This is a genomic window from Priestia sp. ST2 (genome assembly GCF_055810735.1).
In genome coordinates, this window is record NZ_JBVVNT010000004.1 from 178,655 (window position 1) to 202,862 (window position 24,208).

Genomic DNA, 24,208 nt, shown 5'->3' on the forward strand with positions numbered 1-24,208 from the left:
GATATATGAGCTGAACTGCTTGAGACGCCGCAGTTGATTTCCGTGCAAGGCTTCGCTTTCCGCAGGAGTCTTCGCCAATAGCTAGAAAGATTTACACACATGAAATCTACGTTTGCCCTAACAAAAAAACGAACCACTAATCAAAAGTCTTGATCAATGGTTCGTTTTACATTTCGTCTAAAATATTTTTGTCCCAGCCTCTTTTTTTACAGTGATTGCTCAATAAAAGATAATACGCGCTTTACATATTCTTTTTTGTATACATGATAATTTTGCACGTGTTCTGCTTTATCAGTTTTCCAGAAGTGAAAAGCATCCGGGTGCGTTTTAGCCATTTTTTCACTTTCAGTGTAAGGAATTTTTGTATCTCCTGTGCTGTGTATAAATAAAATTGGTCGAGGGTAAATATGCTCGACTGCTTTTATAGGACTAGCTTCACCAGGATTTGCATCTGCAATAACAGGAAGAATAGCAATTGTTAGCGGTGTAAACGGAAAGTTTGGTAAATGAGACCATACAGATAGATTTTCTTTTAAATAAGAGGTTAAATCACTAAAAGGACTATCGGCTACCACCGCTTTTACGTCGTCCTCTTGAGAAGCTGCTAATAAAGAAGTAGCTGCTCCCATTGAAATGCCGTAGAGCACAATTGGCTCTTTTGTTGTTTCTTTCATTTTCTGAATAACGCCTAATAAATCGAGCTGTTCTTTTACACCAATCGTCGTTTGATCTCCTTCTGAGTCTCCTGAATCTCTAAAGTCAAACATGACTACTCGATATCCCGCTTTTACAAATTCCTTACTCAGCGGCAGAAAGCCAGCTCCTTGTGCTTCACGGTTATTTCCGTATCCATGTGACATAATAATGGTCGCTTTTGGCTGTTCCGTTGGTTCAATCATCCATCCTTTTAAATGGGTTATTCCGTCTTTGCTCAAAAATACTTGATTGCTATAGTGCATGCCGTAATCACCAGGATTTTTCACAGCAGGATTTTTATCTAGTTTTGTCAGGCTTATGCCTACATAAAGAGAAATTGCCGTACAAAGTACAAAACAAAGAATAACAAAGGATATCAGGCTAATCCATATTGTTTTTTTCTTTTTTCCTGTATTTGGCTGTCGATTTAGAACTGGAGTCAAGCTCGTTCCTCCTTTTTATCTAAGATCATCTTTCCTATTCCTATTGCTGCTTCCCTTTCTCCATTTTAAAGCTAGCACGTCTATTTTATGAATAAAATTCGTTTTATTTTCCACATATTTTTCTGGTTCAAAGCGATAGCGATGCGCTAGTTCTATTTTCAACGTTTCGTATTCTTTTGCTGTATCAGGGTGAGTTCGCAGATAATCTCGAAACCATATATGCCGATTAATTTCTGGATGACCTTTTTCATAAATATGAACATGGTGCGTTCTTTGATTTCCGCCTTTTTGGAAGTATCGTCTTCCTTTTATGCCGTTTTCACCTTTCGCTTCGTAACCAAGCTGTTCCATCCTCTGATTATATGTATCTACTTTCTTTATATCTTTCACTTCAATAAGTAAATCAATAATCGGTTTTGCGCTTAGGCCGGGAACAGCAGTGCTTCCGATATGATGAACCTCTAAAACTTGAGCTGACATTATAGTTGTTAAGGTGGCAGCTTCTTTTGAAAATTCCTTTTCCCACGCGATATTATAGGGTGTCAGCTGAATTTCTCTTACGGACTTCATCTTCAATTCCTCCTCTTGCAACGAAAAAACTGCTTATTATAGAATAGCCTATAATAAGCAGTTTTTCATCATTTAACATGTTATTAAGTTTTATCTAGCAAACGCCTGCTTCGCTAAATTAATAATCGTCATATCATCCATTGGAGGGTTGTGAAGCCCAGCACGTACGTCTCTATAATAGCGCTGCAGCGGATTACTGCGCTGCAAGCTTCTCGCCCCCACTATGCGCATTGCTTTGTCGACAACCGTACAGGCACTATTGGTCACTACGTGTTTGACAGCTGCTAACTCTCCCGCTAATGCTGATCGGTCGCCGGTTTCATCCCATTTACTTGCCACGCTGTACATAAAGTGACGCGCCTGCATAAGTTCAAGTTCCATCTCTCCTACTAAACGCTGCACATTTGGCAGCTCGCTAATCGTTCCTTCAATACTATTAGGCGAATATTCTGCAGCAAATGCGACAGCATAATCTCTTGCTGCGATGGCTGTACCCATGTAGCAAGCTGGTATATGAAGCAGCCAGCCGCTTGGCTCATTCTTTTTAAAACCACTGAGGCGTTCAACAAGAAAGTCGTGTTTAATATCGACGTTTTCTAGCACAAGATCATGACTTCCTGTCCCGCGCATTGCAATCATATCCCATGTTTCTTCTATTGAAAGTCCGCTTGTTTCACGAGGAATTAAAAACAAGCCGATCTCTTCTTCACCTTCAATGCTTGCTTTTACCAAAAAGTAATTTAACACTGGAGACATCGTGGTGAATGTTTTTCGGCCATTGATTCGCCAGCCTTCTTTTGTTTTTACGGCTGTCGTTTCCGGTTTTCCTCCTCGAGTAGGACTTCCCGTCTTCGGTTCAGTAGCAGCGGTGTTAATAAGTGCACCTTTTTCTATTTCTTTAAAAATAAAATCGAGAATTTGCTGATTCCAAGGCTTTTTTTCACGTAAGTCCATTGTAATCCCCATATGCCATCCAATACTAAGAGCCGTAGAAGCATCTCCTTGAGCAATTAATTCTTGAAATAATAAAAAATCATAAAGGCGTAATTCATCTCCGCCATATTTGCTTTCGAGAGAAAGACGTGTATAGCCCGCTTCTTTTAACTCTTGAATATTTTCAAAGGGAAACGTACCTTCTTCATCTATTTTAAAAGCTCGTTTCTTAAATTTTTCGACTAGAGGCTGCAATTTTTCATACGTAGACTCTTGATTTTTATTTACAAATGAAACACTCATTTGCTTCATCTCCTTTTTATATGACAGAGTGTCCCTATCGGATTAATATATAGTTCTTATCATAGCATACCTCGCCTTTTCTGTGCATGTTTGGTGTGTTTATCTTTCTTGTTGAATCTATTATTTTTCCAATTTAATGGTCTGTTTTACCTGCGCATTCCATACATTTAATGGAATAAAAAGAAAGGAATGGTGTGAATGAATCAATGTCCAAAATGCGGGGCCAGTGCAAGCACAGACCAATTATTTTGCAATAACTGCGGCTTTTCTTTCACCGTGTTCCCAGCTGCAGCTAAGCATAAAAAGAGCTGGTATATTGGCGGGGGTATTGCGCTTATCCTTCTTTTAACTTTTGTATTTTATTTCTTTTTCGCTGGCTCAGAAGAAAAGACGGCTGACCGCTTTATTGAGGCATTAGAATCGAAAGATACAGCTGTGTTAAGAGAGTTATTAGACTCTTCGCAGTCTACTATAGTTATTAATGACACATCTATTCAAGCTCTGTTAGACGCAACTTCCGATGGTTCTATTTTACGAGACGTTGAAAATGATTTAAAAAATAAATCGAGTATCTACTTTACAATAAAAGAACAGAAACATTCACTACTCTTCAAAAAACAGTACGTGGTTGTGCCGTCGTCATATTATATCTCCCTCACCACGCCAGAGGATACAACGGTTACAGTCAATGATACAAAACAATCGATATCCAAGAATCAAACGCAAAAAATAGGGCCTTTTATGATTGGAAATTACCCGCTTACGGCTTCTTATGAAAGCTCTTATGGAAAACTTACAGACCAAACCACTGTAAATTTTCACCGGCAAAAAGAAGAAAATATATCTGTGGTATTTAAAGGGGCTTACGTTACAATCTCATCGAATAGAGATGACGCTATTTTATTCGTAAATGGAAAAAGCACGGGACTGCAGGTGAATAGCTCATCACAAATAGGGCCTGTTGCCACGGATGGAAGCGTCACTGTTCATGCAGAAGTGCAAAAAGACGGCACAACGTTCAAAAGCAGTCCCTACACTATTCAAAGTGAAGAAAGTATTATGTTAAATATACAAACGCCGCCCGTCGAAAAGGAAAAAACCGTCATAAAAGAACGAGAAGTGATCGTGCCTGGGCCGCGCTCTTATGCTACTTCAAGCTCTTATATTCTTGCTGGTTCGGATTCTTACAAATTACGCTATAGTGATATTAGCAGTTTGAGCTCGAGTGAACTAAGGATAGCTCGAAATGAAATCTATGCGCGGCATGGGTATGTATTTAAATCGAAAGATCTTCAAGCCTATTTTTATGAAAAGTCATGGTATACGCCTGATTCATCATTTAGAGATTCCTACTTATCAAGCGTTGAAAAATACAACGTTGATTTTATTAAATCATATGAGTAAGGTGCACTCCCCTTTTGCACAGGGGAGTTTTTTAATTGAAGCGAGTGCTTACTCCAACGTTTTTTTACATACCATAATCCCTATACACGTTAATAAATTTCTTATAGCCTTCTTTATTCTTTTCACTGTAAAATATAAAGTAGATGTACATAAACTTAATACACACATAAGGAGAGATGGAGAATGAATGGAATTGGACGACTTCCACAAAAGCTTAATGGCCATTTGATTTTAGAAAATATTCAAGAAACCATGATCATTGCAGATAAAGACTATCGTGTGCAGTGGATGAATGCAAGAGCAATTGAAACACTCCAGCCAGTACTCCCAATCTACCAGTTATCTCATATCGAAGAGTTAATTGGAAAGCATATGGACTTCTTTCATTCCAATTCTGAAGAAGCGGAAAAATTACTCACCTCTCTTCATACAACCTACCGAACGCGTATAACGATTGGCAGTCAATACGTAGCAGAAGCTGTGATTCACCCTATTGATACAAAAGACGGCGAGCGTTATGGCTACTTGCTTATGCTATTAGACTTTACAGATCAAGCCGAAGCAGAGCTTGAAAAAGAACGGTTAATTGAGGATTTGTCCACACCTTTATTAAAAATATGGGACGAGGTTTTAGCTGTGCCCATTACCGGTAAGATGGATATAGAACGTGGCAAGAAGCTAACTGAAACGGTATTGGAGGCAGTTGTAAAAGAACAGGCGCGCTATTTGCTTATTGATTTATCTTCCCTTCATTCGTTAGATGAAGAACACGGTTATTATATTAACACGCTTCACGATGCTTTGCGTTTGATTGGTACCACTTGCCTTATTGTTGGTCTTTCTTCAAAAATGGCTCTTTCGCTTGTAGATTCTCAGTTTAATTGGCGAACATTTTCCACTGTCCAACAAAGCATCTCTTACATTTTAGAAAAAAAGAATTATCGTATTGCACCCATTTCATAAGCCCATCATATCATTAAGTAATCCTCTCTCAATCGCTTTTTCCTTCAATCGGAAAAGGCGATTTTAGTTATGAGGAATTGTGAACGTTTAGGCACTTATCATCATAGGATACATTAATCAACCATAGAAAAGGGTGAGAGCGTATGCCAAGTGTTATTAACATTTATAATTTAAAGATCAACAGTATCTCAAGCAACGGTTCTGTCAACATTGGCGAAGCACTCCATAACAGTCACACGGCTCATTCAAAATCCACTGGTACGAACTCTTCTTATGGCGATGTCTCACCTGCTTCCTCGAAAATGCGAAACATTTATATCGATCCTGATACAAATGACCAAACAGATATTGCAAACGTTGATCATGTCAATGGTTATCAGCAGTGATATAGGGCAATGCTTGTCAACAGCATGACGACAAACGGTGAATACATTCTCTCTGAACGCAATAAACCGTTGGAGTAGAATGAATAAAAACAGTAAGGAGTCTCTTTATGCCTCTTCAAATTAACGTTTTTAATATCGTAACAAACGGTGTCACGTAAAACGCAAATATTGATTTTGGTTCCACCATTCAAAACAGTCACACGGCGAACTCCAAGTTTAACGGCGCGAATTTCTCTTTAGGTAACTTCTCTCCTACTTGCTCTCAAATGAATACGGGCGTGTTAGATCCTGATGTAAGTGATCAAGATCAAATTGCAAACCCTTCAGCTCCAATTGGAAATCAAATTTAGCTTTAACAATTTTGTCGTTTTACTTGGCACATTACAAGGAGGTGTGTAAATATGTTTCCATTTGGAAAGTCTCCTTTTAAAGGAATGATGGAAAATATCCCAAAAGGAATGGCATCTAAAGACATGAATAAGTATATTCAGCAAATGATTTCTTCTACCATGTCCCATTCTTTTCCGGATTTTATGCAAGGAAATGAATTCTTTAAGCAAGCCCAAGACATGATGAAAGAACAGCAGGATATGGGAACTGAAGGTCATGGACAAAAGCCAAGAAGATTTGATTCAAACGTCATCAATACATTAGATGAATGCATTGTGCAGCTAAAAATCCCTAACCGCGATATTGTATCAAGCATTAAAGTCTATCATACGCCATATGTGTGTACGATTGAAGGAATAGATGGAGAAGAATCCTTCAAAGAAGAAATTCAGCTTCCTTGTTCGGTTCGTAAAAAGGGCACACGCGCCATCTATCGTTCCGGAGTGTTGGAAATCCGGATGCCTAAACATGTTAATATTCCTATGTCTCAAATAGACGTCCACGATTTAGATTAAAGTGGACGTTTTTTTCTGTTTTCATGCATACATATAAAATAGAAAGCTGCAAAAGGACTTGTTTTATTTTTTTAAAGAAGGTGACAAATATGAATCACGGAAAATTTAAAAAGTGGGCAGAAACGTTACAAGAAGAAAACCATACGAAATTTTGGGAAAAGATTTTTGATGATGATCATGAAGAAAAGAATGATACGGAAGCAGATGCTTCTCCTCAAATTGTAAATGAGTACCGAGATTATCCTTTAATTGATGTATATGAATGGGCAAATCAGCTGTTAGTTGTAATTGAAATACCCGGTGCTAAACGAACAGACGTCGAATTGACCATGCATGAAAATACTTTACACATATCCGGTTCATCTCTTTTAACCGTGAAGGATGCAAATGTTCTTCACAAAGAAAGACGTGAAGGAACGTTTCAACGATCAATCATCCTTCCGCCTGGTGTAGGGGAAGCGCCGTGTCACGCATCATTTAAAGATGGTCTTTTGCATGTGAAATTTGATTTGTAATTTATTGTGCAGAACTATACGTAGCATGAAAGGCAGGGAATTTCATGTTTTCTAAGTGGTTTAAACAATCGCCTAAAATTGAAACAGTCCGTAAAATAAACCCGTCTTCCCTTCCAACTCAAAAAAAAGCAGGTCCCATAGACCAACGTTCTAATCAAAAGCGGAAAGAATTACCAGAAAAGATGAAAGCTAAAAAACAGTCTAATCTAAAAAAAACCCCTCAACAGCCAAAGAAGTTGCCTAGCCAAATGGAGCCTAAGACCTCTGCTGAAGCTGAATTCACAAAGCCTGCTCTTTCGACAGATTCAGCGCTGAACCTGCAGGGAATTATTGATCAAGTGACGCGTTTAACCGACGCGATCCCTAAAATAGAAGAGCTTCATCAGCAATTAAATGAATCAGCTCACCTTATTCAATCACTGTCTCAACTGCACGAGCAAACAGCTCATTTACTCTCGGCTATGCAGTCAGCTCCTAATTTCGAAGCTATTCAAAAACAGCTCTCTGCGTTAAAGGAAGAATCGTCTAATACAGCCTTATATGAGATGGTGAAAACTCTTGACAAAAAGATTGATGAAATAACTCAGCCAAAGCAGTCCATTGTTGTTGAAAAAATCATGGTCGAAAAAGTATTGTTAGACAAAATTGATCTTAGTAATAATTTCGGCCAGCTAGGCATTAAAGATTTGACCGGTCACTTAAACATCGGCACCACTTACAGCGCTGACTCTGATCAAGTAGATGAAGAAGTCAAAGACTTGTTTTCTGTTAAGCTAAAAGAAAAAAAGATTGATGAACATACAACTGAAACAACGATGAGTTCAGGAGGTGAAACAGAAAAATCTGATGATCACTCCGAAGAATAAAAAATGACCGCTACTGCTTATTTAAAGCAATTATCGGTCATTTTTGTTTCCATAAATAGTTGTAATTCTTTTTGGAGGCGTTCCATCAAGAACTCTGAAATTTCTTCTTGATTTTCTTCTTTATGATGAGATGATGCTACAACAATATGTCCTGTTTTTCCTAAGAAAGCCCGGTACTCAATTACCTTCATCGCAGCATGAAGTAAGTTTCCGTCCGAAAACGGCGCATTTGTTAGTAGAACAATATTTACTTCGTTTTCTTTTTGTCTATGTGTCAGCACAGCCAGCCACGAGTAACCTTTATCGTCTTTTAAGCGAACTTCATAACTAGATAAAGACGCAGATTTCCACGCCGCGTTAGCACTGCTTTGCTGTTGAACAATTTCTTGACACCAGTCTAGACCTGTTTCATTTGAACCCAGGGAAAGAGTTCTCAAAGGACGAACAAAGGATAAACACAGCTTGCCCGGTTCCTTTTGTAACTGATACAACTCATGGAAGTCCGTCTCTGGATATTGATACGGCGGCACAAAAGCAATTTGTCGCTTGTTCACAGCGGGATGGTGAAATACATGCAAATCAACGTCATATACTCTTTTTAACGTAGCTGCATCCTGGAAAATGGCATCCATCCCGGTTTCTTCTACTCTTCCATCTTTCAGTAACACGGCATTATCTGCAAACAGCGAGGCAATGTTGAGATCATGCAAAATGGCTAGGACCGTCAAGCTCATTTCCTGCTGTAAAGTTTTTAACAGCTGAAGCAGTTCCATTGTATGTTTTACATCTAAGTGATTCGTTGGTTCATCAAGAAGTAAGTAGTCAGGTTCTTGCGCTAGTGCTTTAGCCAGTAAAACCCGCTGTTTTTCTCCACCGCTTAGCGATTGAAAAGTATGATTTCTATAGTGCCAGACGTTTGTTAATTTCATCACGCTTTCCACCACTTCTTCATCCTGTGCTGATACAGTGCTAAACAATCCTTTTGCCTGATAAGGGTAACGTCCAAGTGAAACAATTTCTTGAACCGTAAATTCTAGCCCAATTTGATTTTCTTGCGTCATGACTGCAACTTTTTGCGCCAGTTGTTTTGGTGAATAAGCCTTCACTGACTTTCCTTCCACCTTCACTTCTCCTGATTGAATGGTTAATACATTCATAATTAAGCGAATAAGCGTTGTTTTCCCGCTTCCATTTGGTCCTAGTAAAGCGACAAAAGAACCTTTGTCTACGGTGAACGTGATGTCACGAACGGTCGGCTGCTGCTTATCGTATCCTCCTGTCACATTATATAGTTCAATCATGATATTCCTCTTTTCCGCATACGTTCTTTTACAAGGAGCAGGGTAAAAATCGGCGAACCAATTAAGGCAGTTACGACTCCAATCGGCAGTTCACGAGGTTCTAATATCGTTCGTGCCAATAAATCTGCTAAAACCAAATAACTTCCTCCAATTAAAATAGAAAGCGGCAGTACATGCTTATGATTAGCTCCCGCTACGAGACGAACTACGTGGGGGATAACTAAGCCAACAAATCCAATTGCCCCAGATACTGATACCGCAGCCCCTGTTAATACGGATGCACCTATTAAAATCATTCTTTTTTTCTTCTTTACGTCTATTCCCATAAACTGAGCGGATTGATCGCCAAATGCTAAGCCGTTCAGCTCTTTTACATGTAACAACAGCATAATTGTACCAATCAAAAAGAACGGCCCTAAAATTTGAATATGAGACCATCCTCTCATTGATACGCTTCCCATTAGCCAATATAAAACCTGCCTTACATCTTCTTCGGGAGAAAGAGCCACAATTAATGAAATAAGCGCGCTCATAAAGGATGATAAAATAATCCCCGCTAAGATGATGGTTTCATTGGCCAAATTGCCGCTTGCGAGTTTTGTAATACCAAAAACTAAAAGAAGAGTAATAAAACCAGATACAATGCCGACTACAGGCAGCGTGAAGATAGACAAACCAAAAATACTCCAATGAAAATAAATTGCCATGACAGAGCCAAGGGTTGCACCTGAGGAAACCCCAATCGTATAAGGATCGGCAAGCGAGTTTCTTAATAGCCCTTGAAAGGCAGCCCCTGCTATTGAAAGCGAAGCTCCTACTAAAAATGCCACCAGTACTCTTGGAAAACGAATTTGCCAAATGATTAAATCCATGTTTTCCGGACCGTGATATAAGGATAGCCCGGTAAGGTGGCCAATAATAATTTTGATTGTATCTCCTACGGTTAACGAAACTGTACCAATAAATACGCCCATAATTATCGAAGTACATACAATAAATAAACTGACTATGTATAAAATAGATGCTTTGTTAAAAAAAATACGTTTAAAAATCAATACGTTCAGCTCCTCTAGGAAACGAGGCGTGATGTTTTATATTACATTAACCATTCATTTTCCTGTCCATAAACCATGCTTCCACCATGCATTAAGTTGGAAACAATCATCTTTTATTTGTTACGAGTGCTAGACTGTTGAACTGTGCAACGTAGAATAGCGTACTAAAGTTCTTGGTAAAAAAACAAGCGAAAGCCTCTACAAGCTATACTTTTTGTGTTTGCTCCGGACCTTTATAGTTGTCTATTAACTGATACAGCTTTTCCATATCTACGGCTTCTCTCACATATGCTGCTGCTTTTGAAAAAGACTCCTCTTTTTGCAGGCGACTGTTGAATGTGTCCGTAATAGGCGGCAATTTTTTATGTTTACGAATTTGATTAAGCAAAGCTCTGCGCAAAGAATCGTTATGAAACATATCATGAACATACGTGCCAATGACATTGTCTTTAACCGTTCCTTCTTTTTCATGCTCTACCACTGCAAAAGCTTTCGTGGTGCTCTTAGAAACCGTCTTTCCCATATGAATTTCGTAGCCTTCAATCGAAACTCTTTCATTTTCTAACTGGACATACCCAGAAACTCTTTCTGTTTTTTTGCTGGTTGTCATAACCGTTTCCACTGGAAGCAAGCCCAGCCCTTTAATGGACTCAATCCGAGATTCTACTGCATCAGGGTCTGTAATTGTCTCCCCTAGCATTTGATATCCTCCGCAGATGCCAATGACGTGAACGTTCGTTGTGTTCAAGACTTGATTAATGGCTAGATCCAGGCCGCTTTCTTGTAAAAACTGAGCATCTTCAATCGTATTTTTGCTTCCTGGCAAAACAATTAAATCAGGCGTACCTAATTGCGACGGCTTGGTTACAAGCCTCACGTGACAGTCTTCTTCTAAGCTTAAAGGATCGATGTCTGTAAAATTTGAGATGCGCGGGTACGAGATGACCGCAATATCAATTTCTTTTAAGGGATTCACAAGCGTTGAGTAATTTCTAAGTGATAACGAATCTTCCGCATCAATTTCCACGTTGTTCATATAAGGAATAACTCCTAGAACCGGAACACCCGTGTATTCTTCAAACCACTTCAACCCTGGTTTTAAAAGTTCTAAATCTCCTCGGAATTTATTAATTAACACTCCGATAACTCTAGACTTGTGTTCATCTGGAAGCAATTGAAGAGTACCCACTAGGCTCGCGAAAACGCCACCTTTATCAATATCTCCTACTAACACAACAGGCGCTTCTGCTATTTTTGCAACGCGCATATTTACGAGTTCTCGATCGTTCAAATTGACTTCGGCAGGACTTCCAGCGCCTTCAATCACAATTCGATCATAATGATTGGCAAGCTCTTTATAAGCTTCCGTGATAACGTTCAAACCTTCATTAAAAAATTCTTGCCGATACTGAAAAGCAAACATATTACGTAGCGGTTTTCCGTGAACAACTATTTGAGATTCATGATCACGAGTAGGTTTAATTAAAATAGGGTTCATATTGGTTGTTGCTTCTACTCCAGCCGCTTCTGCTTGAATTCCTTGCGCTCTGCCAATTTCTTTTCCATCCATTGTAATGTATGAATTAAGCGCCATATTTTGCGATTTAAACGGTGCAGTTTGATAGCCGTCTTCTTTAAAAATACGGCAAAATGCTGTAGCAATCATGCTTTTTCCAGCGTCTGAGTGCGTTCCTTGAATCATAAGCGGTTTTCCTTTTTTCACTTTTTCCACTCCCTACCACATAAAAAAACCTTAACTGTAAAAGTCAAGGTTTGGTCATGCGCTCATTAACACATTGTCTTGACTTATTTCTCCCACCGAAAAATAAGGGGTTTTTAAAAGCAGGTCTCCTGGCTTATGCTTCATTTTACTTCTGCACCCTTCCTAGTTTGACTAGTGGGTCTTTGCAGGTTCATCCACATTTACAGTAGCGGGGGCTGCACCGGATTTACACCGATTTCCCTATTATCCTCCTTAGAGGCACTTTTAAAATCATTTATTCTTTATTGTAACGAATTTTATAACCATTCACAATAACGATTTTCTTCTATTATTATATATTACTGTGTTTATACTTATTTGGGTCTCGTATGCTATAATAACAATTATTTTCCAAACATCTTATGGAATAGCTAGGAAGGTGCTCACAGTTGAAGAAAAAAATCATTTATGTCTTTATCAGCGTGTTTGTTCTTTATATAGCAATCACATCTTTTTGTATGTATCAAACTGCTCACAAGCCTGTTCCACAAAACGCAGATTATGTGCTCATTTTAGGTTCTAAAGTAGATGGTGACCAAATGTCTCCTAGTTTAAAAGAACGAGTAAAGACGGCCTTATCTTATTTACAAGCAAATCAACAAACAAAAGTTATCGTAACGGGCGGAAAAGGATCCGATGAAGAAATTTCTGAAGCAGAGGCAGCCTATCGTTTTCTGCGGAAAGAAGGAATTAAGAAGAATCGAATTATAAAAGAAGATCAGTCAACTTCTACTTTTGAGAATTTTACTTTTACTAAACAGAAAGTTGATATTCAACACAAAAAAGTCGTACTTGTTAGCAGTGATTTTCATTTATTTCGCGCCTCTATTATTGCCAAACGTCAAGGCTTTGACGTTTATCCTTTAGGTGCAAAAACACCAAATTCAATTAAACTTCAAGCCTACTTTCGTGAGTATGCTGCTATTTTAAAAACATGGCTGTTTGATAAATAAATAGAGTAAGTAGCTCTACAAATAAAAAACACGGCATGAATTCATGCCGTGTTTTTTATTAATCATCTGTATCGATAACTGCTTTTGGTAAACCTGTGTATTTCGCCCAGTAGAAAATACCAAGTGAAACAAGGGCAATTAAAATTAAGTCAAGCGGGTTGCTTAGCACACCTTGTCCTCCACCAAATGAACCTAGATAAGAGATAACAAGCATAATAATATAATAAGCAACTAGCCACCAAGCAGATTTAAGCTGCTGTGCAAATTTTACAACGTCAGTTGGTACGTATTTCTTAAACGCTACGTAGATAACAACCATTAGAAGCTGTGATCCTAGCAGCCAAGAAATTGTCGTCCACCCTGACCAATATACGATGTATGAACAGAAAATAAATGAAACAGGAGCAATAACGCTCATGCCTTTTAATTTAAAAGGTTTTTTAAGGTCTTTTGCATTTACTCTGAATGCAGCAGCTGAAATTGGCGCAATCGCATAAGACAGAATAAGTGCCACTGAACATACGTTTACTAGCGCTTCCCAAGAAGGAAATGGCAGTGTCCAGAATACGGACATTCCAAATGATAGCCATAGTGACGCACGTGGAATTCCTGTTTTCTTATCTACTTTTGAGAAACGTTTAAATAATGTTCCATTACGAGACCAAGCATAAACTAAACGAGAAGTTGTATTCATGAAGATGTTCCCGTTACCGCCTGGTGATAAAATAGCATCAAAAATAACAAGCGTTACTAACCAGCCAAGGCCTAAAATAAGTGCAATATCTTTAAATGGTAAAGAGAATTGCTCTTGAATTGTTCCCCATCCTCCTGATAGCATATCAGCCGGGATGTTACCAATGAACAATACTTGCAGTGCTGTGTAAATAATCGCTGAAAGTACAATACAGATAATGAGCGCGATTGGAATATTACGCTGCGGGTTTTTAACTTCACTGGCTACAGAAACAATAGGGTGAAGTCCTAGGTAAGCAAACATAACGCCACCTGTTGAAATGGCTGCTTGGATACCATTAAAACCAAACGGAGCAAAATCGCCAGTTGTAAAGTTAGCTGATTTAAAGTGATAAGCCAACACGACGATAATTGTAAGAGGAACCGCATATTTGAACACAGATATAATGACATTTGACTTAGCAAATGCTTTTACACTTACGTAGTTAATGATAAAAAATAGCGTTAATAACGCGAACTGAAATAACCAGCCGATTGTAGTAGGCGATTCAGAACCATGTTTAGTTAGACCAGGAAGCCAAAACGCAACATACTGACGTACAGCCGTTACCTCGATGGCAATCAAACTTGTGTAAGCAATAATGGTAATGAATGAAATTAAGTAACCCACTAAATGACCATGTGAGTAAACCGGATAACGGATAATTCCACCGGTACGCGGCAGCGCTGCTCCAAGTTCAGCATACACTAAACCGATAAGTAAAATAATGACTCCGCCAATCAGCCACGAAAAACTTCCGGCTGGACCAGCCTTTGACGCTACGTTACTAACCGCAAATAACCAGGCGGAACCAAAAATAGCTCCCATCCCAATTAACGTTAGGTCAAGTAAAGATATTGATTTTTTAAATTTTCCTTGATTTCCTTGATCAGACATAAAATCCTCCTTTAAAATTCCCACTCCACATATCTACGCCCTTGCGTCCGATATGGGATTCTTTACATCATCCTCCTCTTACTAAGACCTCACAAGTGGATATGTTAACAAATATTCTCTAAAAAACCAAGTTAAAAACTTTATTTTTTTGTAAAACATCGTTGAATTGCTTATGTATAGCGCATAAATTCCACAGAAGATTTGAGGACTACTCCTCCTATTTAACCGCATTTTTCTTAGGTTAAACATAAAAGAATATTCAAACTATTTGCTGAAAAAAAAGAGGCTGAGACATAACGAAATCAACCGCTAGAAGCAGCTACATACGCAACACCTACGCTTGCCGTACCAATGAAAAAATCCGAACGATTTATCGTTCGGATTTTGCTTCAACTAAAATAATTTTGTCCGTACCTCTTATTTTGCTTATTTAAATACTTTTACACGTTCAGTTAGCGGTTGAAATTCTTTTTCTCCCGCAGGTGACACAGGATTACCAAATGGCATTTGGGCAATTAATTTCCATGAGCTTGGAATATTCCAAGCTGCTTTTACTTCATCGTCAATCAATGGATTGTAATGCTGTAATGTTGCTCCTAGACCTTCGAGCTCAAGCGCTGTCCAAATCACATGCTGCAGCATGCCTGATGATTGGTTAGACCAAACCGGGAAATTTTCGCTGTAAGATGCAAACTGCTTTTGGAGCCCTTCCACTACTTCTTGATCTTCAAAGAAAAGAACTGTTCCATAGCCGCTTCCGAATAAGTTCATTTTTTGATCCGTATCTGAAAAATTTTCAGCTGGAACAATTTTACGAAGCGTTTCTCTCGTAATATCCCATACTTTATCATGCTGTTCGCCAAATAAAACGACTACGCGTGCGCTTTGGGAATTAAATGCTGAAGGAGTATGTTCCACCGAAAAGTTGATAATTTCTTCAATTTTTTCTTCTGATATTTTTACATTTTTATCAATTGCATAAATAGAACGTCGGTTTTTAATTGCTTCATAAAAATCTTTTCCAACCTGTTGTTGATCACTTGATTTATCAAATAATTTATCTAAAAAACCCATTTTCCACACTCCTAATTGTTTGTTTTTTTAAGCTTAAATTGCATGTTTATACCCTTCCCCCTGATAAAAGGAGATAAACAAGATATAATGAATTCTTATATCTCTAATTCGAGATATTAAACTAAAAAATATTAATTGAAATTTAATTACTTTATGTAACTTACTTTACAATGATTATTTTGTTCTGTCAAGAAAAAATTATTATCTTTTTCTTTTGATGATTATATGAAAAAAGACTGCTAAATACGGCAGTCTTTTTTCGTAGATGCTTAATGTTCATAAATCATCTTTCGCGTCATTCCCCCGTCTACTACGAGGTTAGCTCCTGTTACAAAATCATTTTCAACGTTTGTTAAATACATACACGCTCTTGAGATATCCGCTGGCGTTCCCACCCGATTAGACGGATGCTGCGTATGATCGATTTCACGAAGGCCATCGTAGTCAGATGTCTCAATCCATCCTGGAGAAATAGCATTTACTGTGATGTTGTCATCACCAAGTGAAATGGAAAGTGCATGAGTTAAAGCAACGATTCCTCCTTTTGTAGCCGCATAGGCTTCTGTGTGAGGTTCAGACATTGTAGCTCTCGTAGACGCTAAGTTTACAATGGAGCCTCCGCTTTCGTTTTTTCTCATCACCTTAGCTGCTTCGCGAGAGCATAGAAACACGCTGCGCAGGTTCGTATTGATAATGTCATCCCATTCATCAATGGTTAGCTCATACGGTGATTTCCAGCGGGAAACGCCTGCATTATTAATCAAAATATGTATCGTTTCATACGTACTGACCGTTTTTTCAACGAGATTTAAAATGTCGCCTTCTTTTCGGACGTCTGTTTTCACAAAAATGGCTTCTCCGCCTTGTCTTTGAATAGCTTCTGCGTGACGCTCTCCTTCGGTTTCGTCCACATCTGCCAATACCACTTTTGCACCTTGTTTCGCGTATGCGCGGGATACATCTTTACCTATTCCGTTCGCAGCTCCGGTAACAACAACAACTAAATCTTTAAACGACATATCATCTCCTCCTTATACGCTTTATTCACTTTTTTCTTCGTCTTTAAACAAGTGATCCGTGACGAAAAGAGCAAACGTTTCAGCCGTTAACTTGCATCCAGAAGCTTTTGGGTGACCTCCTCCTCCAAGGTGCCCAACAATTTCTGCTAAGTTGATTTCGTCTTTTACTGCACGGAACCCAATCTTTTGGCGTCCCATGTCCACCATAACGGAAAAGTCGATATCTTCGTTTTCTAGACACAGTGCATTTCCTAGCTCAGACTGATATGTATCCGCGAATACAATCCCTGCGTTGTACGCTGTGTTAGCAATTTCAACCCTTTCTTTTATGATTTGTTTTTGTTTATCATAAATGTATTTTTCAATCTTTTTTTCTTCTGCTTCTAGTAAAATTTCGTGTTTGTCCGTAAACGTAAATTCTTGCTTTTCAGTATGGTACGATTCACGAAGCGTTTCTAGAATGGTTTCTTTAAATTCTTCATGCGGGATTAGATAATATAGGTGATTAAGGCGCTTTGCTTTCAAGTTATTTTCATGGAACCAGTCCCACGTATCGAATAAGCGCACAAGTTCTACGTACTCATCAAGCAACGCCGTTTTTTGGAGCATGTTGTTGCGCACTAAGTAGTCGTAGAAAAGAGATGTAGCTGCCGTCTTTTTACCGTTTTCGTCTTCTGCAATAACATGAACCCAATCGTATTTCTGAGCTAGTGGAAGAGCAGAGATATGATGGTCAATAAGAGTGATTTTCTGGCCTTTTTTTACCAGTTCATTTAATTTTTCCGCTACTTCCTCATTTACGCTAATATCCGTTATGTATAAAGCTGTGTCTCCATCGTTTTCTTCTTCAATAAAATGTGTCACTGTGTCATTGATGCGGCCAATGCTTACCGTGCTGTAATCAAAGTTATCATCGCCAAACGCTAACCGACCCAATAGTGCTGGACTTACCCCGTCTAAATCGTTATGTGAAATTAATTTTATTTTTGTCATTAATCAAAACTCCTTTATTTTCAGTCGCCTTAGTATATGTACCGGCTTGTATATTATAGCAATTTCAGCATAAAAATGCTGTTATTTACTTTGAAGTGAAGTCAACGTTCAGACTTAGACTTACCTGTATCAAAAGAGAGTGAGACATAACTACATCGATTCAATCAACAGCTAGAAGCAACTACACACATGAAACCTACGCTCATCAATACCAATGAAAAAATCCGAACGAATGTGATTCTTTATCAAGAATCTCGATTCATCGTTCGGATTTTCTTTTAAATAACCTACTTTTGTTCTAGCCTCTTTCCTCTTATTCTAAATTGCTGTGCTGCTTAAATGCCTGTTCATGATCCGTGTGATTCAAATTCCCGTATTCTAAACAAATGGTATCAAATACAACGTGAGCACATTGATCAAATAACGAGCCAAGTGGCTGAATGGAAGCTGCTTCATTTTCGCTTCGGTATTTGGTTGCAGCGGGAATGTGCAGCAGCTCATCAGTATGAGCAGTTAACGGTGATTCTGTACTAGCTGAAATGCCGATAACTGAACATCCTACTTCTTTGGCTTTTTTAGCTACACTCACCACTTGCTGTGTTTTTCCTGAACCAGATACAGCCACCAACACGTCACCTGCTGCAATCGAAGGAGTAATGGTCTCCCCTACAACATATACTGTCGCACCTAAATGCATCAGTCTCATCGCAAACGATTTGCCCATTAACCCAGAGCGGCCTTCGCCTATAACAAAAATCCGTTTTGCTTGGTAAAGTGAAAACGCTACTTCTTCTATTTGCGGTTCTTTTATGTGATTCATTACGGCCGTAATTTCGTCTAAAATCGTTTGTGTTTTTGTCATTATACGTTCCCCCTGCTCATAAATAAGTTTTGAAATTCAGCAGATGCTTTTGCCACATCCGCACTTTTTGTAATCGCTGATCCAATAATCGCGACGTCCGCCTTCATTTGAAGTAATGATGCTGCTGAGGTTGGATTAATTCCTCCTGCTACTGCTATTTGGGCATCTGAATGAAAATATTGCCGCAAATTTATTTGACTCAGCGATTTTCCTTCTTTTTCTTGCTCGTCTTTGCTGATATGATGGCAAAAAATAGCGTTTCTATAAATACCCACTTGCTTTTGCGAGCTGCTTGACGTGTTTAATAAATCAACCATCATTTTTTTATTCCATTTTTCGCTGACATTTGCGCAAGTATCTATCGTAGGTAAAGGTGATACACCCATGACTGTTGCTATATCTGCACCTGCTTGATAGCACATTGTAAACTCATACTCTGCGTTATCAATCGTTTTGATATCTGCTACAATCGTCTTGTGCGGAAATGCCTGTTTGATTTTATAAATGCTTTCAATTCCATACTCTTTTATAAGAGATGTACCTACTTCAATCCAATCAACAGAGGGTTCTGCCAGCTTGGCAAGGATAATAGCTTCTTCAATTGTGACACGATCTAATGCTAATTGTATCTTCATATTTTTTCTCCTCACTTTTTACTAAACCGGTTTAGTAACTGCGTAAAAAAAACCAATATTTTGATGAGCTAAAAAGAGCACGCCATAGGCGCTCTTTTTAGTTTAATGCGACAAAGTTGTTTCTCGAATAATTAATTCACACTCATACTGGTACTCTTCATAAGCTATCTTTTCTTTTAAAATTTGTTTAATAAGTAAATCTGCTGCTTTTGTTCCCATATCAAAAGCTGGCTGCGAAATCGTCGTAACAGCAGGCGTTGCTACATCTGCGTAAGGAATATTATCATACACAATTAAAGATAAATCATTTGGGATATTAAATCCGTGTTGTTTAATAAATTTCTGCACTTCAATGAATACTAAATCGTTTCCAGCAAGCAGCGCTGTCGGCGAATTATCTGCTGCAAATAGCTTCTCAAGCGCTTTTTGCATGTCCGCTTTTTTGCAGTTGATAATCATGAATTCATTTACAGGCATATTGGCTGATGTTAACGCTTCTTTGTACCCTTCTACACGTTCAATCCGGGGTGTAATAGTTAATGGTTCTGTAATAATCGCTATATGCTTATGTCCAAGCTCGAGGAGATGCAAAATAGCCTGTTTTGTGGCTTCTTGGTTGTTCGCCACTACGGATGGAATTTTTCCTTTTACATCATGAATTTTGCGATCCATAATAACAACCGGATATTCTTCTTTGATCATCTGCTCATAAAGAGAAGTATTGGCTCCCGTTGGAAATAAAATAAGGCCATCTACTTGCTTTGCTTTTAACATATTAATATATTTCTTTTCTTTATCAGGGTCATCATCTGCGTTACAGATGATGGCATGTATATCTTGTGAATGGCAATAGTCTTCAATTGCACGAATGACTTCAGTAGAAAATCTGTGCATAATATTCGCGACAATAATCCCAATCATTGACGTTCGCTTTTGTTTTAAGCTCCTTGCTAGATAATTGGGCTGATAGCCGAGTGTATCAATCGCTTCTTTAATTTTCTTTCGTGTTTCTTCGCCCATATATTCATACCGTTTGTTAATGTATTGTGATACGGTGCTTTTGGAGACATTTGCTGCTTTTGCAACGTCCAGCATAGTAACTTTTTGCATCATAATCCGTCCTTTTCATTCAATCCCTAAAATTATGCTACTCCTAGTGTAAACGAAAAAAACGAAAAAGGAAAAGCCTTCTTGCTAGCAGAAGGCTTTATTTATTAAGCGTACGCAAGCCTAGCTTCTTGAATTTCATTAGTAAAACGCTTCGCTTCCTTGGTTACTTGAAGTAAGTATTCAGGAGTTGGAAGCTGCTTTCCATCCACTAATGTGCTTCCTGCCCCAATAGCAGCTGCTCCAGCTTTAATATAAGCGCCGGCATTTTCAGCCGTAACGCCGCCCGTTGGCATTAATGGAATATGAGGAAGCGGCCCTGCTATATTTTTAAAATAAGCTGGGCCTACTACGCTTGCCGGGAAGACTTTAATCATATCTGCCCCGTATTCATAGGCTGTTAGTATTTCAGTTGGTGTAAAAGCGCCCGGAACGCTAATGACACCGTATCTTTTAGCCGTTTTAATTGTTCGTTCATTAACCGTAGGAGAAAAAATAAATGACGCTCCCGCCATAATAGCAATTCGTGCTGTTTCTTCGTCTAGAACAGTTCCTGCTCCAATAAACATCGAGTCGTCAAATTCATTTTTCAGCTCTTTAATAACCTCTACGGCAGCAGGGTTTTCCATTGTAATTTCTAGGTTTGTTACTCCGCCTTCTTTTAATGCGTAGGCAACCGGAATAATTCGCTCAGCACTTGCTCCTCGAATGACTGCTACAATACCGCTACTTGTAATTTTCTCAATATGCATCTCAATTCTCCTTTTTTATCGTTACATTAAGCCGTTGTTTCGACTGGCTTTACACTTTGAACTTCTCTTGGCTTTTTCGTTGCGACAATGGTTAAAACTGCCGCAAGGAATAATGATCCAGCCATAAAGATATATGAAGCGCCAAATCCTCCTGTTGATCCATTTAAAAATCCTACAATATAAGAACCGGCAAATGAACCAAGTGCGCCCATGCTATTAATTAAAGCCATTGCTCCTCCGGCAACATTACGCGGTAAAATTTCAGGAATAATCGCAAAGAACGGTCCGTACGGAGCGTACATCGTTCCTCCGGCGATAACGAGTAAAGCAAAGGAAAGCCAGAAGTTGCTTGTGCCAACTAAATAAGATCCGTAAAAAGCAAGCGCTCCTACTAATAAGAACGGCCATACAAATGCGCTTCGTTTTAAAAACTTATCTGATAGATATGAAACCGTTAACATTAATACAACTGCTAATACGTAAGGAACGGACGCTAACCAACCTGTTTTCACTATACTCATGTTAGGCGCTGCTTTAATAATAGACGGCAGCCACATAACAAATCCGTAGACGCCAATACTCCATAAAGCATATTGAATGCTTAATAAAATGACAGTACGATTTTTGAAAGCTTCTTTATAGCCTTTAACAGGTTTGATTCCTTCTTGTTCTTTTTGCAGCGCATCGTGTAAATCTGCTTTTTCTTTTTTCGACAGCCAGCCTGCATCTTTTGGCTCGTCGTTTACTAGTTTCCACCATAAAAATGCCCAAATAACAGCTGGAAAACCTTCTAAAATAAACATCCATCTCCAGCCAAACGATTCTAGCAAATACCCAGAAACAATAGACATCCAAAGAACAGTTGCCGGATTTCCTAAAATTAAAAACGTGTTGGCTCTAGAACGTTCTGCTTTTGTAAACCAGTGGCTTAAAAACACTAGCATAGCAGGCATAACGGCACTTTCGACCACTCCTAAAGCAAACCGAATAACAAACAAAAATCCGACGTGGCTTACCATACCCGTAGCTGTAGCAAGTGCTCCCCATAAAATCAGAGACCAAAAAATCAGCTTTTTGGCGCTTTTATTTTCAGCATAGTGAGCGCCTGGAATTTGGAAAAAGAAATAACCTAAGAAAAAGAGCGACCCTAATAAAGACGAAATACCTGGCGTAATATGAAGATCTTCTGCCAGTCCTGCCGCTGCTCCAAACCCATAGTTTGCACGGTCTAAATATGCAAGGCTATACGTAATAAATACGATAGGAATTAACCGAAGCCATCTTTTTTTTGCTAGCTGCTGTTTCATTATCACTTCACTCCTTGTTTTTGGGATTCCATATATCTTTGCAACTGCTGTTCAGTTGGATATCCATCGTTATCTCCAGGGCTTTGTACAGCTAATGACCCAATAGCATTTGCTCTCCTTACAGACTGAGTAAGAGAATCATTTTGAAGAAGTCCGCTTAACAGTCCTACTGCAAAACCGTCTCCTGCTCCGACTGTATCCACTATTTGTTTCACTTTTATTCCTTCAACCATTCCTTGCTCTTTAGCCGTCTTAAAAAAGGCTCCTTGTTCACCTAGTTTAATAACGACAAGCTCTACGCCTGCATCTAAATAGTAAGAAGCAATGTCTTCTGGGTTTTCGTAGCCGGTTAAGATTTTTCCTTCTTCAATACCCGGCAGAACGTAGTTTGCTTGTTTAGCAGCTTCATTGATTGTAACAACCATTTCTTCTTTCGATGCCCAAAGAGTGGGTCTAAGGTTTGGATCAAAGGAAACCGTTCTTCCAGCTGCTTTCATCGATGTAAGTGCATGTAGAGCAAAATCGCGCATACTTGCTGACACAGCAAGCGGTATGCCTGTCATATGCATATGTTTTGCCGCTAAAAAATAGTTTTGATTAAAATCGCTGGAGTGCAAGTGACTGGCTGCTGAATTTTTTCGGAAGTAACAAACTTCCGGGTCTCCCACTTCCACTTTTGATTTAATTTGAAAGCCTGTTGCATGCTCGCTATCTACTAATACACAATCGGTGTTGACATATTCTTCTTGTAGCCGTTTCATAATAAACGTACCGAAAGGATCGTTGCCGACTTTGCTCACCCAGCCTGCGCGCAGACCGAGACGAGCGATACCAATTGCTACATTTGTTTCTGCTCCGGCCAGTTCTTTCGTATAATGCTTAATCTCATGCAGCGGTCCCGACTGCTCTGCCATGAACATCGCCATTGCTTCTCCGAAGGTAATAACGTCTAATGAATTCATTGAACTTCCTCCTGTTCTGCTGCTTGCACCAATGAAATGAAGCCGGGGATTTGTTCCGGTTCATCGATTGGAAACTCTAAAGCTTTAAAAATCGAATGAGAAAACCCTTTCAAAATATCTTTCCACATTTCATTTGAATCGTTCGATATAGCGGTTGTCACTAGCTTTCCGCTGCTTTTTATGACGTGTTTAATATGAATATAGCCCACAAATGACCTTAGCATTTTGATTGCTTCCTGGGGTTGTTCATCTACGTAGAGCCAGTTACCAATATCAAACGTCATGGAAACAGGAACTTCGTAAGCGTTATCAAAAAATGCGTGCAGAGATGCTATGTTGCCTCCGTGACTGGTTTGATCGTTTTCTACAAATAGACGTAAAGCTGGAAATGCCTCTAATAGCTGCTGTAAATCTGCCATAGGCGATTGGGGCTGATAAAAACCAAGAGAAACTTTTACCCACTGAGCGCCAAGTGATACGGCTTCTTCAAGAATAACTTTTAATTCTTGTGTGTTTAACTCTCCATTTTCTCTCCACAGTTCAATTGGAGCCGAATATACTGTAAAAAGTGGATATGTTTTTAATTCTTCAGCAATAAGCGCAATCTCTTGATCTACTTTTTTCATTAACTCTCTTCGAATTTCCACTCCATGTACTTGCTGCTCATGTATTTTTCCAATCATGGCGTGCTGAAAGCCTGTTGTTTCAAATGCATTTAACGGGATAATGATACTGTTCATAAATCGACCTACCTTTCTTATTATAATAACTAACCACTTACTAAACCGGTTTAGTAAATCGATTTATCTAAA

The 24,208-nt window shown here is 38.8% G+C and carries 25 protein-coding genes and 1 riboswitch; of the genes, 8 read left to right on the top strand and 17 right to left on the bottom strand.

The window, feature by feature from the left end; all coding sequences use genetic code 11:
- Positions 1-206 precede the first annotated feature (206 nt).
- The 3 genes from AC0KUU_RS18065 to AC0KUU_RS18075 form a co-directional block, all read right to left on the bottom strand.
- Positions 207-1,139 carry an alpha/beta hydrolase gene (locus AC0KUU_RS18065; protein WP_322552204.1) on the bottom strand — a complete coding sequence of 311 codons (933 nt, stop codon included), beginning with the start codon at positions 1,137-1,139 and terminating at the stop codon, positions 207-209.
- Between the two features lie 15 nt (positions 1,140-1,154).
- Entirely contained in the window at positions 1,155-1,709 is a 555-nt protein-coding gene (locus AC0KUU_RS18070) for a GrpB family protein (RefSeq protein WP_322552205.1), read from the bottom strand.
- Positions 1,710-1,799: 90 nt separating this feature from the next.
- Positions 1,800-2,945, bottom strand: coding sequence for an acyl-CoA dehydrogenase family protein (locus tag AC0KUU_RS18075; protein ID WP_097825171.1), 1,146 nt, complete (start codon positions 2,943-2,945; stop codon positions 1,800-1,802).
- Positions 2,946-3,143: 198 nt separating this feature from the next.
- On the opposite strand from AC0KUU_RS18075, the gene AC0KUU_RS18080 reads away from it, so the two are divergent.
- From AC0KUU_RS18080 to AC0KUU_RS18110, 7 genes are all read left to right on the top strand, one after another.
- Positions 3,144-4,349 (top strand): TcaA 3rd/4th domain-containing protein, encoded by a 1,206-nt coding sequence (locus AC0KUU_RS18080; RefSeq protein WP_322552206.1) that lies wholly within the window; start codon positions 3,144-3,146, stop codon positions 4,347-4,349.
- A 183-nt stretch (positions 4,350-4,532) separates the two neighbouring features.
- Positions 4,533-5,312, top strand: a complete 780-nt coding sequence (locus AC0KUU_RS18085) for an STAS domain-containing protein (RefSeq protein WP_013057624.1) — start codon at positions 4,533-4,535, stop codon at positions 5,310-5,312.
- Positions 5,313-5,455: 143 nt separating this feature from the next.
- The gene (locus AC0KUU_RS18090; protein ID WP_013057625.1) at positions 5,456-5,698 is read left to right on the top strand and encodes a spore germination protein; all 243 of its coding nucleotides are present in this window, start codon (positions 5,456-5,458) and stop codon (positions 5,696-5,698) included.
- A 167-nt stretch (positions 5,699-5,865) separates the two neighbouring features.
- Positions 5,866-6,048: a spore germination protein gene (locus tag AC0KUU_RS18095; RefSeq protein ID WP_237074493.1), complete on the top strand. Its 183-nt coding sequence runs from the start codon at positions 5,866-5,868 to the stop codon at positions 6,046-6,048.
- 51 nt (positions 6,049-6,099) lie between these two features.
- Complete coding sequence (locus AC0KUU_RS18100; RefSeq protein ID WP_013057627.1) at positions 6,100-6,603, top strand: Hsp20/alpha crystallin family protein; 504 nt, start codon at positions 6,100-6,102, stop codon at positions 6,601-6,603.
- A gap of 89 nt (positions 6,604-6,692) precedes the next feature.
- The gene (locus AC0KUU_RS18105) at positions 6,693-7,118 is read left to right on the top strand and encodes an Hsp20/alpha crystallin family protein (RefSeq protein ID WP_028409089.1); all 426 of its coding nucleotides are present in this window, start codon (positions 6,693-6,695) and stop codon (positions 7,116-7,118) included.
- 44 nt (positions 7,119-7,162) lie between these two features.
- Positions 7,163-7,984 (top strand): hypothetical protein, encoded by an 822-nt coding sequence (locus tag AC0KUU_RS18110; RefSeq protein ID WP_322552207.1) that lies wholly within the window; start codon positions 7,163-7,165, stop codon positions 7,982-7,984.
- A gap of 17 nt (positions 7,985-8,001) precedes the next feature.
- On the opposite strand, the gene AC0KUU_RS18115 is transcribed toward AC0KUU_RS18110, so the two are convergent.
- From AC0KUU_RS18115 to AC0KUU_RS18125, 3 genes are all read right to left on the bottom strand, one after another.
- The gene (locus AC0KUU_RS18115; protein ID WP_322552208.1) at positions 8,002-9,285 is read right to left on the bottom strand and encodes an ABC transporter ATP-binding protein; all 1,284 of its coding nucleotides are present in this window, start codon (positions 9,283-9,285) and stop codon (positions 8,002-8,004) included.
- Positions 9,282-10,340: a FecCD family ABC transporter permease gene (locus AC0KUU_RS18120; protein ID WP_043981542.1), complete on the bottom strand. Its 1,059-nt coding sequence runs from the start codon at positions 10,338-10,340 to the stop codon at positions 9,282-9,284. The genes AC0KUU_RS18115 and AC0KUU_RS18120 overlap by 4 nt, the downstream gene beginning before the upstream one ends.
- Before the next feature lie 205 nt (positions 10,341-10,545).
- Complete coding sequence (locus AC0KUU_RS18125; protein WP_322552209.1) at positions 10,546-12,072, bottom strand: cobyric acid synthase; 1,527 nt, start codon at positions 12,070-12,072, stop codon at positions 10,546-10,548.
- Positions 12,073-12,164: 92 nt separating this feature from the next.
- Positions 12,165-12,344: riboswitch (cobalamin riboswitch) on the bottom strand.
- A 147-nt stretch (positions 12,345-12,491) separates the two neighbouring features.
- On the opposite strand from AC0KUU_RS18125, the gene AC0KUU_RS18130 reads away from it, so the two are divergent.
- The gene (locus AC0KUU_RS18130) at positions 12,492-13,055 is read left to right on the top strand and encodes a YdcF family protein (protein ID WP_043981540.1); all 564 of its coding nucleotides are present in this window, start codon (positions 12,492-12,494) and stop codon (positions 13,053-13,055) included.
- A 58-nt stretch (positions 13,056-13,113) separates the two neighbouring features.
- On the opposite strand, the gene AC0KUU_RS18135 is transcribed toward AC0KUU_RS18130, so the two are convergent.
- From AC0KUU_RS18135 to AC0KUU_RS18185, 11 genes are all read right to left on the bottom strand, one after another.
- Positions 13,114-14,685: an APC family permease gene (locus tag AC0KUU_RS18135; RefSeq protein ID WP_013057634.1), complete on the bottom strand. Its 1,572-nt coding sequence runs from the start codon at positions 14,683-14,685 to the stop codon at positions 13,114-13,116.
- A 426-nt stretch (positions 14,686-15,111) separates the two neighbouring features.
- On the bottom strand, positions 15,112-15,759 hold the full coding sequence (locus AC0KUU_RS18140) for a nitroreductase family protein (protein WP_322552210.1): 648 nt from the start codon (positions 15,757-15,759) through the stop codon (positions 15,112-15,114).
- Between the two features lie 269 nt (positions 15,760-16,028).
- A complete protein-coding gene (locus AC0KUU_RS18145; RefSeq protein ID WP_043981538.1) occupies positions 16,029-16,778 on the bottom strand; it encodes an SDR family oxidoreductase in 750 nt (249 codons plus the stop codon).
- A gap of 21 nt (positions 16,779-16,799) precedes the next feature.
- The gene (locus AC0KUU_RS18150; protein WP_043981537.1) at positions 16,800-17,771 is read right to left on the bottom strand and encodes a DHH family phosphoesterase; all 972 of its coding nucleotides are present in this window, start codon (positions 17,769-17,771) and stop codon (positions 16,800-16,802) included.
- 313 nt (positions 17,772-18,084) lie between these two features.
- The gene (gene hxlB, locus AC0KUU_RS18155) at positions 18,085-18,633 is read right to left on the bottom strand and encodes a 6-phospho-3-hexuloisomerase (RefSeq protein WP_028412834.1); all 549 of its coding nucleotides are present in this window, start codon (positions 18,631-18,633) and stop codon (positions 18,085-18,087) included.
- On the bottom strand, positions 18,633-19,268 hold the full coding sequence (gene hxlA / locus AC0KUU_RS18160; RefSeq protein ID WP_034650902.1) for a 3-hexulose-6-phosphate synthase: 636 nt from the start codon (positions 19,266-19,268) through the stop codon (positions 18,633-18,635). Before hxlA ends, hxlB begins: the two co-directional genes overlap by 1 nt.
- Before the next feature lie 102 nt (positions 19,269-19,370).
- Positions 19,371-20,381 (bottom strand): LacI family DNA-binding transcriptional regulator, encoded by a 1,011-nt coding sequence (locus AC0KUU_RS18165; RefSeq protein WP_043981535.1) that lies wholly within the window; start codon positions 20,379-20,381, stop codon positions 19,371-19,373.
- Positions 20,382-20,482: 101 nt separating this feature from the next.
- A complete protein-coding gene (locus tag AC0KUU_RS18170) occupies positions 20,483-21,127 on the bottom strand; it encodes a bifunctional 4-hydroxy-2-oxoglutarate aldolase/2-dehydro-3-deoxy-phosphogluconate aldolase (protein WP_322552211.1) in 645 nt (214 codons plus the stop codon).
- Between the two features lie 26 nt (positions 21,128-21,153).
- The gene (locus AC0KUU_RS18175; protein WP_028409101.1) at positions 21,154-22,434 is read right to left on the bottom strand and encodes an MFS transporter; all 1,281 of its coding nucleotides are present in this window, start codon (positions 22,432-22,434) and stop codon (positions 21,154-21,156) included.
- A 2-nt stretch (positions 22,435-22,436) separates the two neighbouring features.
- On the bottom strand, positions 22,437-23,396 hold the full coding sequence (locus AC0KUU_RS18180; protein WP_322552212.1) for a sugar kinase: 960 nt from the start codon (positions 23,394-23,396) through the stop codon (positions 22,437-22,439).
- Positions 23,393-24,136 carry a sugar phosphate isomerase/epimerase family protein gene (locus tag AC0KUU_RS18185; RefSeq protein ID WP_322552213.1) on the bottom strand — a complete coding sequence of 248 codons (744 nt, stop codon included), beginning with the start codon at positions 24,134-24,136 and terminating at the stop codon, positions 23,393-23,395. Before AC0KUU_RS18185 ends, AC0KUU_RS18180 begins: the two co-directional genes overlap by 4 nt.
- Between the last annotated feature and the right edge of the window lie 72 nt (positions 24,137-24,208).